Source organism: Terriglobus roseus (assembly GCF_900102185.1).
Lineage (GTDB): Bacteria > Acidobacteriota > Terriglobia > Terriglobales > Acidobacteriaceae > Terriglobus > Terriglobus roseus_A.
The window spans coordinates 2,012,680-2,030,499 of the sequence record NZ_LT629690.1 but is presented as its reverse complement, the minus strand read 5'-3'; the positions used below and the strand labels follow the sequence as shown (position 1 = coordinate 2,030,499).

The following is a 17,820-nucleotide window of genomic DNA, read 5'->3' as shown; positions in this document are numbered from 1 at the left end:
GACGGCGCGACATTTGGCAGCGTTTAGTGATTCAGCTTTCGTTTGCATGGCTAACCTCGAAATCCCGGATGTTCTCTACATTTCGCAAACGCAAGATATGGGGCCGGGCGAAGTTTTCTCTTCGCCATGCAACGTGGTGCGTCACGCGTTTTTCCGCATAACGCCAAACAAACCAGCACGGAATTGATAGAAGCAGGGAACGAAAGATAACGGCTTCCATGGTCTGCATTACGAGATAAATGGAAATGGCGTTGAGAATGATGGCCTGACTAACCCAGTAGCCGCCTTTGGTGACACTGTTCTTCCACACCCAACCGTAGAACCATCCCAGGACGCCCATGAAGGGAACAGCCAGCCACCAGACCTCAACCCAAAGGTCTGCCACGATTCCCGGAGCGGAGCCGTCAGCTCCCTTCCAGCCCAAGGCATCACCAAATCCTTCTCCCGTGCCGGCATTGTGCAGTAATTCAGGAATGCCAAAATCCTCGTATTTGTTGGGCCAAATCGAACTTGGAATTGGCCGCACCAAAATCTGCGCAAGATAACGGCGCATCCAGAAGTAGTGTTCTCGTCGTTCGGAACTCAGCACCGTGCCGCTGCCGTAGATCCACTCGTTACCTGTATCGGCCGATTCAACGATGTTGCTGACATCCGTCTTCACATCAAAGTTAGAACCGATATAGATTGAGCTTCGATTTGTAACGAGAAACAAAACAAGCCATCCAAGACAGATACCGCCGACCGCCAACGCTATGACGGGCGGCCGTTTCTTCCGATTCACGTACCAACTCATGAAGATGAAGACCACTAACTCGAACGTCGGTCCACGACGCGCCATCAGGACAGCAGACGCGCACCATGGGACTCCAAAGATTGCCAACATGCAGTAAGCGGGTATGCGGGGGCCGCCGGCACTCCTCGATAAAAGAGCCGTCATAATGCCCAGCAGTAGAAGGATGCTGCCATCGCGAATGTAGCCGCTATCGTCCCAACCACCGGAGTACGACGCGCTATAGGCATTCACGAAGCCACCAACATTGACGATTGTGATCGCCCAGCAAAGGAGGCCTAATGAGCCAGCGACGCATCCACCAAAAAGGAGGCGCCTGGCAATGGTGGGCGACAGCCTTCGCTTGATGTTTCTTCGGGGCACGGACTGTACGCCCACAGATAAGCAACAGGCAACAAATGTGGCTACGCCCAGTAGATTCAAGGTAGCGACAAATAGCAGTTGATTATTGTCGAAGAAGCGCGACAGGCCGTCGTTCATATAGAGCTTCCACGGCATCCACGTGTAAAGAAATGCCATCATCGGACCGATCAGCACGAGTGGATGAAAAATGTCGTGGCTTCCATCCAAAACACAGACGGTTCCGATGAGAGCAATAACGCCGGTGGCAACCAAAAGAGCGACAAACATTAGGCGGCCTCCTCGTACGCTGCGTGGCCAGCCATAACGTCACGAACACACCGCACAACTCCCTCATGAAAACGCGCCCATGGAAACGTCTCTGCGCATGATCGTGCCGCTAGTCGCATGGCCAGCAACTCATCACGGTGTGCCAATGACCACTCAAGTCGCTCTGCAATTTGTTCGGGGCTGCGCGCGTCGACGATAAAGCCTTCAACACCGTTGTGAATCAGGTCTGGCGCTGCGGTGTTTGTTGTCGATAGCACAGGCAGTCCACATGCGAGCGCCTCAAGCAATACTTGCCCAAAGCCTTCTCCAACAGACGGAAGTACGAACAGATCTGCGCTCTGGTATGCCTTCACGAGCTCTTCTGAGCTTACGGATGGGCGAACTGTTACACGACGTGCTTCGCGTTCGAACAGCTCAAGTCCATCAAGAACGCGACCGCAGACTGTGAGTTCAATTGGTGCATCAGGAAGAAGAGCGAGCGCCTGTAGCAGATACTTGATGCCTTTTCGTTGATTGATGCGACCGACAAATAACAGGCGCAGCGGCTTCAATGGGTCGCGCTGCAATGTGAGATCGGGACGGAACTTCTCAAGGTCAATTCCGTAGGGAACCACTCGTACAGAATTCGCGTTTACGCCATGAGCCACTAGGCTGCGCTTTGTGAAGGAAGAAGCCACCAGAGAAGCATGGGGCATCCTTGTTTCATGTACGAGCCGCTCGAAGTCGTCCTGCGGTAGATTCAGCTCCCATTCTTGTTGAAGCGAGTGAGCACAATCCGGATGTGACACTAACTCCGCTTGCAGCAACGAGCGCATGGTTTCAGGGTGGGGGTGCAGCTGAAACAAAATGCCCGCGCGTCCAGCCGCTTCAAATGCATCGAACGCGTAATAGCTGTAGCTCAGTAACTCTGCGTCACTGCGCGCAGCAATATGGCCTGCCAGGCGCCCAAGACGAGCGTCAGCCTTTCGTGTGAGCCAGCGTCGTGCATTGAAGGGCACAAAGCGGGCTTTATCGAGAAAAAAACCGCCGATACCTGCGCTGACACAGGTTTTGACTTGTGACTTAGGCAAGCCTGGTGCACTGCGCTGTCTAAGAACAGCAAGCACTCGCTTTGGTAGCCATGCCGCCAACATGCGACCGAAGGCGGTCTCTTCCGACCAGAAGAAATCGGTGACAAGGCATTCGAGTAGCCCTGCTTTTGATAGCGCAAGTGCTACCTGGTAGCGGTCACGGGCACCGTTGTGTACTACGACTACTTTGGTCGATCCGGCGCTACTAGACTCTAAGGTGGTAGGAGCATTGGAGGGCGTCTTCATTGTTTGCCTCCTGCCGTGAAGGAAGGAAGGCGGCGCAGGGAGGACAGAATCCGATGGCGAAGGCTTAGCAGCATTGCCTGGCTGGGCAGGCAGGACTGTTTCTTGCCAAGTCGATATAGAAGCATTGTGCAAAGTGTGACGACGCACAGCATCAGCAACGACAACAAACCACTGTCGGCCGGATGTGTAACACGTACAGCACTTAGTAGCGCAAGAGAAACAATCCCGCTGGTGCTTATGATGAAGAGCGAAACCATGCCAGAGGGAAGACGGTCACGTCGTTGCAGTCCAATCAGCACTAATAATGCGATCAGGATGTGTGCCGCGAGGAACACTGCCATAGCTTGAGCAGCGTTGCCGCCGTGCAACATAAGAGCAGTTCCAAGAAGTGCGGTTGTTACCGCCCATGCTGTATTGATTACGGCAGTCAACCGGATCGACACTACGCTGAGGCGCGCCGATGGCGGTGCATTTCCCATCTGAATGACGGCCACTCCCACGGCAATGCATACCGCAAGTGCAGCGTTCGCGTAGACCTGCCCATAGATAAGGCGCAGCAGTAGTGGAGCACCAACCATCGTGATTGCAGCTACAACAAAACTCACGGCTGTTGAAGCAAAGGTGCAAAGCATCATCACGCGCTGGGCTGTACCCGTTCCTTCCCCAGGTGTAGCCATTGCTGAAAAACTGCCCTCCGTTAACAGAGAAGGGATCAGGCCAATGAGGTTTCTTAGCTGGCTTGCAATGGAGAAGAAGCTGATTTGTGCGAGGGTAGAGTCGCCGCGTGCCACCAGAGCCGTGACCCACCATCCTGCGACATTTGCGCTAACAAGCCCTGAAAGCTGCACAAGACCGTAGCTCCACACCTCGCGCATAAGAGGGAAGAATGCTATCCCGCTATCACGTCCGATAGGAGGTTGTAGATGAAGACGTGCGGCCATCACGCAGCAGAGAAGTACTGCACCGATAGTCACCGCACCATGCGATGCAACCATGCTCTTCGCGTTCCCAGTCATTGCCATTGCCGGGATCAATGCCAGCATGCCAAGTCCCACCAACAGCGAGAGAGCTGCAAGCGCCACCAGGCGTTGCTGTCCCACAAAGAATCCGCGTGCGCATTCCAGCAGCACCATGCCCGCTGCGGTGATACCTGCAATGCGCAATAGCCCGGCCAGATCAGCTCGATGTAACAGAGCCGCGATGGGCGATGCTCCCAGCGTCAGTGCCAATGCTGCCAAGGCAGCCGAGCAGAGTGAGATGGTAGCCATTACTTGCGCGAACACGCGATAGCTGCCGCCATCGTAGGGATACTTTCCTGAGAAGCGCGTCGCGGTGGTGCCGATGCCGCCTGCCGCGTACACCGAAATGTTGTTCGCAGTAGTGATGCCGACTGAGTAAGCGCCGAAGGTTGCTGGCCCGGCAAGGCGCACCGCAAGTACGTTCGCAAGAAAGGTCGCTCCACGCTCGATGAAGACTGCGGCGCTCAGGACCGAGACGCCTTTCGCCACGTGCTTCGCGACCTCTGACGGAATCCCCTCACGCGTTGCAGCGGGCAACGGAACGAGGAACTCCTCGCTAAGCAACGGTTCTTCTGCGAGCGCATTCGACATCAGGTGGTCGCCTCGCGATCCGCGCCCGTTCCGCGATATTCGTAATAGCCTTTGTAGTACGCCCGCTGACCTTCTCGTCTCGGATCGAAGTCATTCAGAATGCTCCCGGCGATCGTCACGCGGTCTCGTTGCAGCATATTGCGTACCGTGACTGCATTTGCCCTCTTGGTAACGCCTGAGCGGAACACCAATATGGTGCGGCTCGCGTGGCCTGCAAGGATGCGTGCATCTGACATGTGCAATACCGGTGGTGAGTCAATCAGAACCACGTCGAACGCATTGGATAGTTTTCCAAACAAAACATCCAGTTGTGCCGAGTGAAGCAGGTCAGAGATGGACGCCTTGCCAGTACCAGACGGAATGAGGAACAGGTTCTCATAGTTAGTTGGCTTCCAGAACAGGTCCAACTGATCCTCATGAGCCGCCACGCCATCGATCAACAGATTCCTCAACCCCTTGTTGTTGTCCACTCCAAGCACTTCATGCAAACGCGGCTTGCGAAGATCGCCGTCCACCAGTGCCACGCGCAGCTTCGCTTTGCTAAGAGCAATGCCAAGATTCGTTACGACTGTGGTTTTGCCTTCGTTTGCTTCAGGTGAAGTGACAACAAAAACACGGGAACGTCGATCTGGTTGTGACAGCAACACTGAGAAGGTAGTGTTTCGGTATGCTTCCGCCACAAGCGCCTCATCGCGCCAGACAGTGCTGGTGTCGCGAGACGTAGCCCCAGTGCGATAGGTAGAGAGTGTGAGGGCACCTTGCAGAGGCGGCTTAATGTGTGCCGCTAGCTCGAGTTCGACATGCGGTGAGGGAATTACACCAAGCTCGTCCAACTTAATGAATCGACCGATGTCACCGGGAAGGCGAAGCCGAGGTACTTGCCGCTCCAGAACGAAGGCGATTGCGATGCCGATTGCCAGGCCAATGAACGCTCCCAGGATAGCGTTCATTCCACGTTGCGGATAGACAGAGATTCGAGGAATTCGCGCGGTATCGACAATGCGAATCGTAGACGCGGGCACTGCCGATGCAAAGCCTGCTTCTTTGGCGCGCTGTAGCAATGTCTGATAGAGCTGCTGTTCCGACTGCACCTCACGCCGCAGGATTTCGATTTCGGAACTCTTCTCCAGGGTGGAGGATACAGTACCTTCCAGCGCGCGATAACTCAATCCCAAAAGGTCTTCGCGATGTTTCGCAGCTTGGAACGCTTGTTGCAATTTGGAGGTAGTGACACCTTTCTCATGTTGCATCGCCCGCTCTGTCTCCGCCATCTGGGCATGCAAATGGATCATTTTAGGATTAGCGTCCGTTAGGTTTGATAACGCCGCTTCCTGTGCCTGCAGGTCAGACAAGCGCGACTTAAGAGCTATGTAAGCTGGACTATCCGGAGAAGCATCGGCCGAGCCGTCCTGCATCTCGGTCAATTCAGCCTGCTTCTGCATACGATCAGCTTGCGCTCGCACAAGCTCCGTCTGCATCTCACGAAGACGTTGTTCCCCCATGGCGTCGGTAGGGGTATTGAGAAGAAGACCATTGCCGCCAGTGGCAACCTCTAGGCGATGTTGCGAGTCCTCAGCCTTCTGTCGAACGTCAGCCGCCTGTTGCACAAGCCAGTCGCTGATGTGTTTGGCCTGCGTGGCTCTGCTTTCGAGATCGATCTCTTGAAACTCTGATATCAGCGCGTTGCAGTAGCGCGCAGCAAACGCAGCATCCCACGAGCGGCAGGTGACCTCTATCAATTGAGATATGCCACTGGGCTTAACTTTTACATTTTTGGCAGTGTCCTCGATTAGCTTTTCATACGCGATCTGACTGCCGGATTGCAGATGAAGGGTTCGCAACAAGCGCGATAGCAAATCGTTCTGCATGACAACGTCAGGATGGCTTTCGCCATTGAATTGCTTCTGCACGCGCTCGGAAAGCGACTCACTGCTGAGTAACTTGATTTGCGTTTGGAGGACTGTATCGCTAGGTAAAGTGGCGGTGGGTGCGACGCTGCGAGCATCCATGAAATCGCTATTCATGGGTTGGATCTCAACGGAAGTACGCGCTTCATATAGAGGTTGAGTGGTTAGGTGCAGAAGCACGCTGAGCGTAACTCCCGCGAGCATCATGGCGGCGATGAGCCAGCGATGGCGCAACACAGTCTGGAGATACTCCGCTGGCATACTCGGCCTATGATGTTCCTCAGACTGAGAGTCGGCCAAATATGGGTCATCCGCGGAATCTTGCCAGGAAAGGTCACGATTATGTTGCGACCTAAGCCGCGTTTCGATTCCGCCATCGTTGCGTCTTAGTTTCAAATCTCCCCCTGCCAAACACTCACGGTTGAGAAAGCTAATCAGCGGTAAATCAGGATCCCGGTTGTGACCTGCAGAATGGCCTCTGCAGTTCTGCGCGCGCCGGACTTTGCCGCACTGTTGGGAACGAAGAGAATGTCATCTGCGAATAACATTGGGTCGGCTTGCTTGCCAGCCAGTATCTGGTTGATATTGACCGGTATTTCCTGTCGTTTCTCACCGCCTGGGTTCACAAGGCGCAGTATTTTGGCGTCTTGACTGCGAGCGTTCGGAGACAAGCCTTCTGCAAGCGCCAGAGCTTCAACCAGGGAGATGCTGCCACTGGAGCGAAGCGGAAATCCGCCGGCGCGGTGTACGTTGCCGATTACGTAAACTAAGCTGCCCTTCGGAATCGACACGACGTCGCCGGCTCGAAGCGAGATGTTATTTTCAGGGGCCTTGGCCGCCAGAAGATCATCTAGGGACAAAGCAATGCGGGAATGTCCGTCAGGAGTGACGGTGGCACCTGGCAGGGGGAGTATGCCAGCCTTGGCATCTCTTGTGAGGATGACCTTGGGACCAGCGTCCGGGCGTATTCCACCCGCTTTGGTGATGGCCGAGACTACTGTCAGAGTGCCGGTAATCTCCTGCACGCTCGGCGAATTCACCTCGCCCACCACAGAAACGGTTCTGCTCTGGCTGGTGAGTACTGATACCGTGATCACGGGTTGGCGGACGTATTTGGAGTAGCGCTCCGTTAATCTGGCCCGCAATCCAGCTATAGTCAGTCCGTCTACGGGTACTAAACCTACAAGCGGAAGATCAAGATTTCCATCGGAAGCAATTCGAACATTGAGGTTATGCACCTCATCCAGATCCTCAACGTTCACCTGGAGTTGATCTCCGCTGGCGACGGTCTCGGTCGTGCCGTCCAATTGCGTGGTCCGATCTACAGGTGGAATCGCCTGCGGCGCAAGCGACTGTCCATAGGCGCACATACTCGTTGCAAGAATCCAACTCACAAGAGCAGGCACTCTCATAACGGACCATGTGTCGGAATACGGCTCACTCAGCCCGCGTTCGACGATCTAGGGGATTGAATTCCAGCCAGGGGCAGCTAGCAATAGTCGCAGCATGTGTAAGTCCAATCCTGTAGCAGGCCAATATGCGACTGGTTGCTTGAAGAATTCCATCATGTCAACAGAAAAAGCTGCGATGCTTCGCATGACATTATATTTATCGGAAGTAACTGAAGAAGGGATTGAGAATCCTTGATAGTTCCTGTGCAGTATTTTGCATAAAGTATGCAAAATACTGCACACAATCTTCTTTTTCGCCAGTGGTTGGGATTCAACGGAGCGTTAAGCCGATCAGCCTAGGACGAGATTAGGGCGGCGAGCCACTGCTACTGAATCAATGGAGAATGCCATGTGATTTCTCTAACAGGAGGCGAGGCGTAGAGGTTTTGGGAAAACGCGTTATAGCTAAGACAAGCGACAGTTGTTCCTGCATATCAACCTAAAACAACCCCAATTGGGTTTGGATTGACATGTCATGACTCCGAAATGCGCTACGAGCGCGAGAGATCGCAAACAAAACGCAGTGGGTGATCCGCTCCTTTAGTGATACCGATTCGTTTTGTGACGGATACCGATGTGCACTTGTACTCATCCTCGATGATTCGAAGGGGCGAGGGCCTACGTGTTACATCGATGCCGTTATATGTTTTCCGGTCGATACCAAAGGCCTGGCAGACGCGACCAGGCACCCCGGTAAGCCACTGCGCATTCGTAGCTCCGGGCTTGCCCCTCAACTCGGCCATTAGTTCCACACCAGTCATTGGAAGTAACGCACGGATCAGAACGCCTCCGGCGTGCCGTTCCTGATGCGCCGAGATACTGAGGCAATAATGTAGACCGTAGATCAGGTAGACGTGTGCGAGACCTGGAGGGCCGAAGAGTATGGCATTGGCGGGAGATTGTCCTCGATATGCGTGAGACGCAGGATCGTCGAGTCCAAGATATGCCTCTGTTTCGATGATCCGTCCACTCACACGAGTGCCTTGGATCTCGTGGACCAGGATCTTTCCGAGCAAGTCGGGGGCAACCACGTCGGATGACCGCGCGAAGAATGATCTCGGAATGAGCCGTGCTGTCGCACGTCTTTGCTTCTGCATTGAGAGGCAATCTGTAGAAGTCAAATCATACTCTGGCGCGTTCCGGTTGATTTTCCCGTTACTTTCGATCGAGATTAGTCCGAGCTAAACAACTGATTCTTGAACGACATTCTTACCGGGGATGGCCGATCCATGAGTACTGCCAGGCTACCGATACATTCTGGAAGTCTCCTCCAAAAGTTGTATAGGTTCCATTGCTGTAACTGAACTTTAACGATTGACGCTTTGACACCGGTATCGCTGCAGTCACACCTATCCTAGAGTTGGCTTGCAGCGTTGTCGGGGTTTCAATGCCGTTAAGATTCGTTGCGCCTCCATGCCAGTAGTTGCCGTCTATCGACACCCACAAACGAGGCTTAACGTCATAACTTAAATGCGCCTCGACAGCTCCCATTGGGTTTTGCGTCTGCAGGTTAGGTCCTTTGGATCCCGGTGAGTTCGTAAAGAAGTCGTTATTGGGCGTGAAGAACCATACTGCGCCATAACCATCAACCACCCAGTGGCCGAAGCGGCGCGAGAGTCCAATCTCAGGCTTAAAAGACCACCGATGTTGTCCCACGTTAATCAAACGTGCGTCGTCGTATTGTCCCGTTGATGTCTGTATTGTCAGGCTGGTTCCGATCACCGTCTTTTGGCTCCAATGGCTGAACTCCTGAATATTCATTGCGCGACCGCCGACAAGATTTACCGAAACTCTTCCTGCAAATGCGCCGAGGCCGGAGCGATAGAGCTGTTGTTGGGTTCCGTTAACATCGCCGTGAAAATGCCCTACTTCATAAGGCAATAGGAAAGTCACGTTTGCCGAGCGCCCCAAGAAACCAAATGTATGAAAGTAGCTGAAGATCTCACTTCCAATTCTTCCTCCAGAGTTTGTGACTGGAAGCGAGTCATTGAACACTACATTGCCTGCGTTCAACGAGTAGGTCAATGTGACCGCATTCGAATGAACCGGTACAACAACGTAAGCTCGTGGGCTCAGGCTCTGCGGGCTGCAGGAACTGGCCACGACAAAGCGTAAGCCGAGAAACAAGAGCGCGTTGGCGAACCTGATTTTCATACAGGCAAGTCGAATTCTTGCATGGCGCCCACTTCGTGAGTTCTGTCACTTCTGCCAGTTCTAGACCATTCAGGATTTGGCTAGCATGAGCCTGTTTCGTCGACCATCAACCATCAACGTTAGTTCCCACCGAATCGAGATCCGCGATGCCGAATCAGGAGAAGCAGACCACGCCATTTCAATATGAAGAAGTGGCAGAGCAGAAGAGGTTGAACGAAGCTCGTGAAGCAGGAGTTCCGTGGAAAAAATGGGGCCCCTACCTCAGTGAACGCCAGTGGGGAACAGTGCGGGAAGACTACAGCAAAGACGGCAATGCTTGGGATTACTTCAGCCATGATCAGTCGAGATCGCGTGCATATCGCTGGGGCGAAGACGGGATGGCGGGATATAGCGACGACAAGCAGTTGCTCTGCTTCTGTATGTCTCTATGGAATGGCAAGGATCCGATCCTGAAGGAGCGTATGTTTGGACTGACGAACAGCGAGTCCAATCACGGAGAAGATGTAAAGGAATATTACTTCTATGTAGATAGCACTCCCACCCACTCCTACATGAAGTACTTATACAAATATCCGCAATCTGCTTATCCCTACAATGATTTGATTGAAACGAATCGCGGCAGATCACGTGAAGAGTTCGAATACGAACTGCTTGATACAGGCATCTTCGACGAAGACCGCTACTTCGACGTGTTCGTCGAATATGCAAAGGGAAGTCCCGAAGATACTTTGGTGCGTATCACGATTCACAATCGCGGTCCGGAGGATGCACAGCTCTATCTTCTTCCCACACTTTGGTTTCGCAACACATGGACGTGGGAACAGGACGCTGCGAAACCTGTCATTCGTCAAATCGAAAACACAAAGATTCATGCATCTCACCAAGATCTCGGCGAATACGTTCTGGAATGCGAAAATGCGAGCGACCTGCTATTCACCGAGAACGAGTCCAATAATGAAAGGTTATGGGGACAACCTAACGCCTCGCCATATGTGAAAGATGCTTTTCATCGCTATGTCATCTCAGGTGACAACGGCGCGGTGAATTCGTCGAAGACTGGCACCAAGGCAGCCGCACTGTATAGGCTCGACGTGCCTGCAGGCGGTAGTCAGGTGGTGCGTCTGCGGTTGGGTGCGATGCCAGCAGGGTTCGACACTTTCGACCAAGTCTTTGAGTCCCGGCTAGCGGACGCAAATGAGTTCTACGATCGAATCACGCCTCCGAGTTTGAATGAAGACCAACGTCGCGTTGAGCGTCAGGCACTTGCGGGGATGTTATGGAGTAAGCAGTATTACTATTTTGACCTGGATAGATGGCTGACCGAGCATGATGCGCATCCGTTCGTAGGAAACATGACTGGGACCTGCCGCAACAGCGAATGGTTTCACATGCTGAATAGTGACATCCTCTCCATGCCGGACAAATGGGAGTACCCGTGGTATGCAGCGTGGGATCTGGCGTTCCATACTATCTCGCTTTCACTCGTCGATTTCGATTTCGCAAAGGAGCAACTACTCCTGTTGTTGCGTAATCTTTACGCACATCCCAACGGACAGATCCCCGCATACGAATGGAATTTCGGTGATGTGAACCCGCCAGTCCATGCGTGGGCGACACTTTTCCTCTACAGGATTGAGAGCGAACTGGGACGTGCCGATCTGCGTTTTCTGGAACGTTCCTTTCAGGGCCTCATGCTGAACTTCAACTGGTGGTCGAACCGCAAGGACCCTCAGGGACGAAACGTATTCGCCGGTGGCTTCTTGGGGTTAGACAACATTGGTATCTTCGATCGCAGTGCGCCACTTCCGACTGGTGGAAACCTGGACCAGGCGGACGGCACGGCTTGGATGGCTTTTTTCTGCCAATGCATGTTGGAGATTGCTCTCATACTCACCGAGTATGACCCGATGTATGAGGACATGGCATACCGATTCCTCGAACACTTTGTTTGGATTGCATTCGCGATGGATCGCATAGGCAACAATCAGGACTCGATGTGGGATTCAGAGGATGGCTTCTTCTACGATCTGTTGCATTTTCCAAATGGCGACTCCATGCGGCTAAAAATTCGCTCTATGGTTGGCTTGTTGCCGCTTTGTGCTTCAACTGTCCTTGAACATGACACAGTGAAAAAGCACCCGCGGATGATTGAACTTATCCAACTCTTCCGCAAACGTCACCCCGAGGTGATTGAGAAGATTTCTTCCGCGGAAGATCTCGACAAGGGCGGATATTTGGAACGGCGCCTGCTCACAACGTGCAATAGGAAGAAGCTATCCAGTGTCCTCCGATACGCTCTCGACGAAAATGAATTTCTTGGGCCGTACGGCATACGTTCACTCTCCAAGTATCATCTCCAGCACCCGTTTGTGATGTACGTCGGCGGCCAGGAGTATAAGGTGCAGTACCTTCCTGCCGAATCAAACACGGGAATGTTTGGTGGAAATTCCAACTGGCGAGGACCAGTGTGGATGCCCGTGAATGCGCTTATTATTCGGGGACTGCTGCAGATGTATCCCTTTTATGGTCCGGACTTCAAAGTGGAATGTCCCACGGGTTCAGGGAACTACATGAACCTCTTTGAAGTTGCCAAAGAACTCGGAGATCGGTTGTCAAAAACCTTCCTACGGGATGAGAACGGAAAGCGGCCGGTATATGGAGGGACAAAGAAATTCCAGGAAGATCCGTATTGGAAAGACTACATACTATTCTTTGAATATTTTCACGGCGACAACGGTGCTGGCCTAGGGGCGAGCCATCAGACGGGTTGGACTGGACTAGTGGCTCGGACCCTAGACTTGTTCGCTCGACTGCAGCCGGAAGCTTTGCTGAAGGCACCGAAGTCAATAATGGCGGATATGACACGAGATCAAGTCGCAGGTGTGCCATCAAACCCGGTTAGCTAAGCGTCATTTCGTTGTGAAGCGGCATCGATAAGAGTGAGTGGTTGGCGAAACTGACATGCATAAGCGACGGCGCTGGATGCGCAAGCATCCAGCGTCGTCGTTATCTTGGAGATTTCTTAAGCCTCGACTGTCACTATTCTCAGGTGCGCAATGACCGATATGCGCAGGAACATGGAAACTCCATCTGTCGAAAAAAAAACGGCATGATGAGCCAACGGTGGAGTGGAAGCATGGAATCTACAAACGTTTCGGTCACTCAAAAGCAATCGGGCATAGAAGCTTCGGACAGGTCAACGGTTCCTGCATCCCCAAAGTTCCTCTTGATGCAGGGTGGGCCGTTTTACTATCTTGAACAGCGCGTTGGTCTGATTCGAAAAGGCGCTCCTCTTACAATTCGCCGCGCCGTTTTTGCTGCTTGCCTGACCTGGGTTCCTTTGCTGGTTCTCACGCTAATGCATGGAACCGCGTTCGATGGTGTGCGTATTCCATTCCTTCGAGATTTCAGCGTCCACAGTCGATTCCTCCTCGGGATTCCGCTGCTAATGCTGGCGGAGCTAGTCCTTGCTCCCCGTATCGCCGAAACTGCCGAACAGTTCCTGCTGGCGAGAATTATTCATGACAAGGATGTTGAGCGTTTTAACCTTGCCATCAAGAGAGGCTTACGTCTTCGCGATTCAGTTACTGCCGAAGTCATAATCGCTTTGATCGCTTACTCAATAACATGGATTACGTATCGCCAGCTTGCTGTGCACGCGTCAACGTGGTACCTGACAGATGTGGGCAATGGTTCTTTTGAGTTGACAGGTGCAGGATGGTGGCAGTTATTGATTGCCGTTCCTTTACTCCAGTTTCTTGTTTTCCGCTGGCTGTGGCGCATTTTTCTCTGGGTACAATTTCTCGCTACGGTGAGCAAACTGGACCTTCGGCTTTTTCCCACGCATCCTGATGCAGCCGGCGGTCTAGGTTTTATCGGAGAAGGGCAGCGATTCTTCGGTATTTTGCTCTTTGCCTATTCGTGCGCCGTGACTGGCGTTATTGCAAATGAAGTGGTCTATGCTGGTTTTCCGCTGCAGCATTTCACCGCGATTCTTGTGGCGTGGGTGATTGTGGCACTTCTATTAACGACAGTGCCGCTCATCGTTTTCGCAGGAAAGCTACTCGTATGTAAACGAGAGGGCCTCCATAGGTATGGAGCGTTCGCCACCACCTATACCGGTTCATTCGATCGCAAATGGATTGAAGGTGACAATCCTGAGCATGAGACCTTACTCGGTACCGGCGATATTCAGTCTCTTGCGGATCTTGGTAATAGCTACGAATTCATTGAGCGCATGAAACCGATCCCGATCAACCCGAAATCGCTTCTGCAGATCGTTGTGCTCTCGCTCATCCCCATGGCAAGCTTGCTTTTAACGGTCATGCCGCTCAAGGATGTCTTCAAACTTCTAATGAAGGTCCTAATGTAGAACAGCCGTTTATCTTAAGGGGTATTACCAGTGATTTGCTGCTGAACACGTTCCATGCTGCCCTGCGTAAGGCGGATGAGGCCGTAGCGTGGGCTATCCATGTCCAACGTCATAGCAACGGCGCCAGCCAAAACAAAAGGGAGCAGAATTCTCAGCACCGAAGATTGCGTGCTCACATTCATGCCTTCGATAACCATCGCCGCAAATCCAATGAAAAGCAGTAGGCCCCATGCCTCGCTTGGGATGCGATCTTCCAGAGCCGCCCTGCGCTCTTCTGTTACGTCGATCGTATCGTTGAGCGTTGCAATATAGAGAGAAGTGATCGGATCGCGATGGCTTATTGCGTAAGCGCTCGCAACAGACCAGAGGCGGTTTTGCAGATCGGAAGTTAACGCGTAACTATCTTGCAATTGTTTTGCATCATGGCCTGAGCTCAAAAAACCAATACGAGCCGGCACATATTGCTTCAGTAGTTGTTGCGATTGTGTCTTGGCCGGCTCTTCGAGTGAGGAAGTTCGGAGCCAGGTCGTCCCAATCGCATTCGCCTCTTTCACGATCAGCAGCACTCTTGCGTCGTATCTGCTGACCGCCATAGAAAAGGTGAAACCGACGAGAAGCCCAAAGAATGTAAGAAGTGCTCCTCCAAGGAGTGAAACAAGCTTTTCCTCCTTATTGATTTTCTCTTTCAGATGTCTACTGAGGTATGAACCCAGTTTCACGCCGAGCCATAACAGGACGAACGTGATGACGAAGAAAACCACAGGGCGCATGTTGTCCATATATGTTGTTTATCTCCTTAGTTCGATACTGCGGCCCATCCGCATCACTCTTCGCCTTCGGAGAGGTCTGCTATGACAGTACCGCGATTTATCGCGTCTACAAGGGCTGCATGATCTTTCTCCGTTTGGTCGCCGTAGCTTTCTGCCCATGTTGCGATTGCTTTATCGAGAGCAGAGGAGTTGCCGCAGTAACCAGCAATACGTGCCGGATCAGCTGTTCTTGCATGTGCGCGTGCCAGAATGGCTCCGCATGCCCAAGCATAGAAGTTGAATGAAGGACCTGTAAGCCATTCGATCGGTATGGATGCTTTCAGATTCTTCATTTGACGGACGTAGAAATCTCGACCGTCAATGGTTGTGTAGCCTAGCATAGGATCTGAAGACGCTTGTAACGCTCTTTGCCCCACGATTACTCGTTTGCCGTTATGCGTAAACTCTTTGTCAAGCTTGGGAAGGTACGGCGCGTGGGCAGGCGTGGTGGCTTCCTTTACTTGCAAAAAGAGAGGGTCGTCATTTCCATTGCCGAAAAGCAGCACAAGGTATGCTCTTGTTCCTACGGATCCCACCCCAACCACACGATGTGCTACGTCTACGACGTGATACCGGGCCAGCATGATGCGACGTTCTCTTGAGAGAGTTTCAGAATATGCATCAAGGGAATCGATGACCTTTTTCTTTGTCGCTTTGTCTAGACGCGTGAGAATAGGCGGAGAGTCACGAAATACCCATAGTCCGTCCTTATCCTGATCGGCGACCTTCGGCAGAAGGGTCTTATTATCGGTATGCAGCGCCTTCGATAGTGTCTTGCGAATGACCGCCTTCGACTTTGCATCGGCCTTTACGATTGGATTGTTCTGCCCGGGGTATGCATGCAGATACCAGATATCCAGAACACCCATAGATTGCAACCGATTCATATTGAATCGATAACCCTCAATTGACCTACATACCGCTGCCGCACGTTCGCGGGCCGTTAGTCCATTCTGACGTCCTGCGACATTGACACTCGCCGCCAGCCGTTTGAGATCCCACTCCCAGGGGCCCACAGTCGCTTCATCGAAGTCATTGAGGTCGAAAACAACTTCACGTTGTGGTGTGCCATACATGCCGAAATTATTGAGATGGGCATCCCCGTCCATCAGAGTAGGAATTCCGGTAATGGGTGTACCGGAGAGATCTCCAGCCATGACGCAGGCCGATCCACGCAAGAAGGCAAATGGGGAAGAAGCCATTCTCCCCATACGCAGGGGAATGAGATGTTTTTGGCGTCCCTGGTTGTTTGCGTTGACTGTCTCCACAGGATCAGGGCGATTTTTGGGAGGAGCCCATGTCGCATGCGACTCGCGTGGTACCGAGGAACGAAGTTCCTTTCCTTCAGCTCGCCGTACTTGCCAGCTGACAAGCTTGCGGGAAAGGTCAAACGTGGGAAAGCTATCTAATTTAGCGACTGGCACCTTTATCCCTCCAGGAAGTAGCGTCTCCCGATACGGATTGGCGAACTTCAGTGGGACTCTATTCTTCAGCCGGTTCAACTTCCACTAGTAGTTTGTACAGGTTAAGTAACGTCGTTTGCCCACTGTCCTGCGGGACGATAAGGCCGCGTAACTAAAAGCCTTCGGTTGCGAACGGGATTGCTTCATCAATGGGATGCACGGATTTCTTTCCGCTAGTGAAGTGGTTGTTGATGGGCTGTCAGGTTTGACAGTTTTAGCGCTGTCTCATTCGAGATTGTATGGTGTTGCCTTATTCAGGCGGGCAATCGAATCACGTACAAGCAGGCACGCGTCTATTCATCTTCTCGTTGTCTGACGTAGACATACCTAATTCAATCCGACGAGTAGGTGGCTGATCCGGGAGATATGGACATGAAATTGACACGTTTCACTCAAAGTAAGCGCGGTTCACTTTTGTGCTCTATCTTCTTCGTGGGTTTTTTCTTGTGCAATGCTCGCTTTGGCAATGCTCAACAGGCGCCAGCATCTGGAGGAGGTGAGGATCTTCAGAAGGCCTCACAGAATCCTGTGGCAAGCATGATCAGTGTGCCGATTCAAAATAACAGCAACTTCGGAATTGGCCCTTATGACCGTACACAGAATGTGTTGAACATCCAGCCTGTCATTCCGGTACGCGCAACACCAAAAGTAAATCTGATTATTCGTTGGATTGCGCCCATTATTTATCAGCCAGCGCCGGGTACGGCAAATCTAGAGGTGTACGGAATAAACGAGGGCACTCCGGCCTACTGGTTAGCCCAGGATGTTCAGCGCTATGCAGGCGTGTCAGGATTTGGCGACATGATGCCGACGTTTTTTCTGTCACCATCGGCACCACACAAACTGATCTTTGGTGCAGGTCCAGTATTTGTTCTTCCAACTGCAACAAGCAAGGTTCTTGGCCAAGGGAAATTCAGCATCGGCCCCTCCATAGTTGCACTTTTACAGCCTGGCCACTGGACCTTGGGCACACTCGTAAACAACGTATGGTCTGTTGCAGGAGATTCGGATCGCAGTTCAGTTAACCAGATGAGCCTGCAGTATTTCGTCAATTACAACCTGTCGAAGGGATGGTATCTCTCATCCGCACCAACCCTGACTGCAAACTGGAAGGCTTCTGACGGCAATGTGTGGGTCGTCCCGTTTGGCGGCGGCCCCGGTCGGATCATGCGATTAGGTGCGCAGCCGGTGAACATCAGCGGACAGTTTTATGGAAATGCTGTTCATCCCGTTGGCGGTTCATCCTGGACAATGCGCCTATCGATTGCATTCCTTTTCCCCCAAAAGCCAAAGACCCCGTGATCCGAGCTTCGACAGA

12 protein-coding genes are annotated in these 17,820 nt (G+C 52.5%); 3 read left to right on the top strand and 9 right to left on the bottom strand.

Annotation, left to right across the window (positions count from 1 at the left end; all coding sequences use genetic code 11):
• Positions 1-31 precede the first annotated feature (31 nt).
• The 7 genes from BLT38_RS08630 to BLT38_RS08600 all read right to left on the bottom strand — a co-directional run bounded on the left by BLT38_RS08630 (position 32) and on the right by BLT38_RS08600 (position 9,858).
• Complete coding sequence (locus tag BLT38_RS08630; protein WP_083344800.1) at positions 32-1,420, bottom strand: O-antigen polymerase; 1,389 nt, start codon at positions 1,418-1,420, stop codon at positions 32-34.
• Positions 1,420-2,736, bottom strand: a complete 1,317-nt coding sequence (locus BLT38_RS08625; protein ID WP_083344799.1) for a glycosyltransferase family 4 protein — start codon at positions 2,734-2,736, stop codon at positions 1,420-1,422. Before BLT38_RS08625 ends, BLT38_RS08630 begins: the two co-directional genes overlap by 1 nt.
• Complete coding sequence (locus BLT38_RS08620) at positions 2,733-4,346, bottom strand: lipopolysaccharide biosynthesis protein (RefSeq protein WP_083344798.1); 1,614 nt, start codon at positions 4,344-4,346, stop codon at positions 2,733-2,735. Before BLT38_RS08620 ends, BLT38_RS08625 begins: the two co-directional genes overlap by 4 nt.
• Positions 4,346-6,514, bottom strand: a complete 2,169-nt coding sequence (locus tag BLT38_RS08615; protein ID WP_083344797.1) for a GumC family protein — start codon at positions 6,512-6,514, stop codon at positions 4,346-4,348. The genes BLT38_RS08620 and BLT38_RS08615 overlap by 1 nt, the downstream gene beginning before the upstream one ends.
• A 173-nt stretch (positions 6,515-6,687) precedes the next feature.
• On the bottom strand, positions 6,688-7,647 hold the full coding sequence (locus BLT38_RS08610) for a polysaccharide biosynthesis/export family protein (protein ID WP_172838192.1): 960 nt from the start codon (positions 7,645-7,647) through the stop codon (positions 6,688-6,690).
• A gap of 548 nt (positions 7,648-8,195) precedes the next feature.
• Positions 8,196-8,801, bottom strand: a complete 606-nt coding sequence (locus tag BLT38_RS08605; protein ID WP_083344795.1) for a DNA-3-methyladenine glycosylase — start codon at positions 8,799-8,801, stop codon at positions 8,196-8,198.
• 112 nt (positions 8,802-8,913) lie between these two features.
• Positions 8,914-9,858, bottom strand: coding sequence for a transporter (locus BLT38_RS08600; RefSeq protein WP_083344794.1), 945 nt, complete (start codon positions 9,856-9,858; stop codon positions 8,914-8,916).
• A 146-nt stretch (positions 9,859-10,004) separates the two neighbouring features.
• Between BLT38_RS08600 and BLT38_RS08595 the strand changes: the two genes are divergently transcribed.
• Together BLT38_RS08595 and BLT38_RS08590 are read left to right on the top strand one after the other, a co-directional pair.
• A complete protein-coding gene (locus tag BLT38_RS08595; RefSeq protein WP_083344793.1) occupies positions 10,005-12,764 on the top strand; it encodes an MGH1-like glycoside hydrolase domain-containing protein in 2,760 nt (919 codons plus the stop codon).
• Positions 12,765-12,994: 230 nt separating this feature from the next.
• Positions 12,995-14,230, top strand: a complete 1,236-nt coding sequence (locus BLT38_RS08590) for a hypothetical protein (protein WP_083344792.1) — start codon at positions 12,995-12,997, stop codon at positions 14,228-14,230.
• Positions 14,231-14,244: 14 nt separating this feature from the next.
• Here the strand turns inward: BLT38_RS08590 and BLT38_RS08585 are convergent, their stop codons facing one another.
• Entirely contained in the window at positions 14,245-15,009 is a 765-nt protein-coding gene (locus BLT38_RS08585) for a hypothetical protein (protein WP_083344791.1), read from the bottom strand.
• Between the two features lie 44 nt (positions 15,010-15,053).
• Entirely contained in the window at positions 15,054-16,463 is a 1,410-nt protein-coding gene (locus BLT38_RS08580; RefSeq protein ID WP_083344790.1) for a DUF2252 domain-containing protein, read from the bottom strand.
• A 411-nt stretch (positions 16,464-16,874) separates the two neighbouring features.
• Between BLT38_RS08580 and BLT38_RS08575 the strand changes: the two genes are divergently transcribed.
• Positions 16,875-17,804: a neuromedin U gene (locus BLT38_RS08575; RefSeq protein ID WP_197674951.1), complete on the top strand. Its 930-nt coding sequence runs from the start codon at positions 16,875-16,877 to the stop codon at positions 17,802-17,804.
• Positions 17,805-17,820: the final 16 nt, after the last annotated feature.

Excerpts from the sequence above, each read along its gene's own strand:
- BLT38_RS08630 (WP_083344800.1), bottom strand. The coding sequence starts at position 1,420 with ATGTTTGTCGCTCTTTTGGTTGCCACCGGCGTTATTGCTCTCATCGGA.
- BLT38_RS08585 (WP_083344791.1), bottom strand. The coding sequence starts at position 15,009 with ATGGACAACATGCGCCCTGTGGTTTTCTTCGTCATCACGTTCGTCCTG.
- BLT38_RS08595 (WP_083344793.1), top strand. The coding sequence starts at position 10,005 with ATGCCGAATCAGGAGAAGCAGACCACGCCATTTCAATATGAAGAAGTG.
- BLT38_RS08575 (WP_197674951.1), top strand. The coding sequence starts at position 16,875 with ATGAAATTGACACGTTTCACTCAAAGTAAGCGCGGTTCACTTTTGTGC.
- BLT38_RS08615 (WP_083344797.1), bottom strand. The coding sequence starts at position 6,514 with ATGCCAGCGGAGTATCTCCAGACTGTGTTGCGCCATCGCTGGCTCATC.
- BLT38_RS08605 (WP_083344795.1), bottom strand. The coding sequence starts at position 8,801 with ATGCAGAAGCAAAGACGTGCGACAGCACGGCTCATTCCGAGATCATTC.
- BLT38_RS08620 (WP_083344798.1), bottom strand. The coding sequence starts at position 4,346 with ATGTCGAATGCGCTCGCAGAAGAACCGTTGCTTAGCGAGGAGTTCCTC.
- BLT38_RS08625 (WP_083344799.1), bottom strand. The coding sequence starts at position 2,736 with ATGAAGACGCCCTCCAATGCTCCTACCACCTTAGAGTCTAGTAGCGCC.
- BLT38_RS08600 (WP_083344794.1), bottom strand. The coding sequence starts at position 9,858 with ATGAAAATCAGGTTCGCCAACGCGCTCTTGTTTCTCGGCTTACGCTTT.
- BLT38_RS08590 (WP_083344792.1), top strand. The coding sequence starts at position 12,995 with ATGGAATCTACAAACGTTTCGGTCACTCAAAAGCAATCGGGCATAGAA.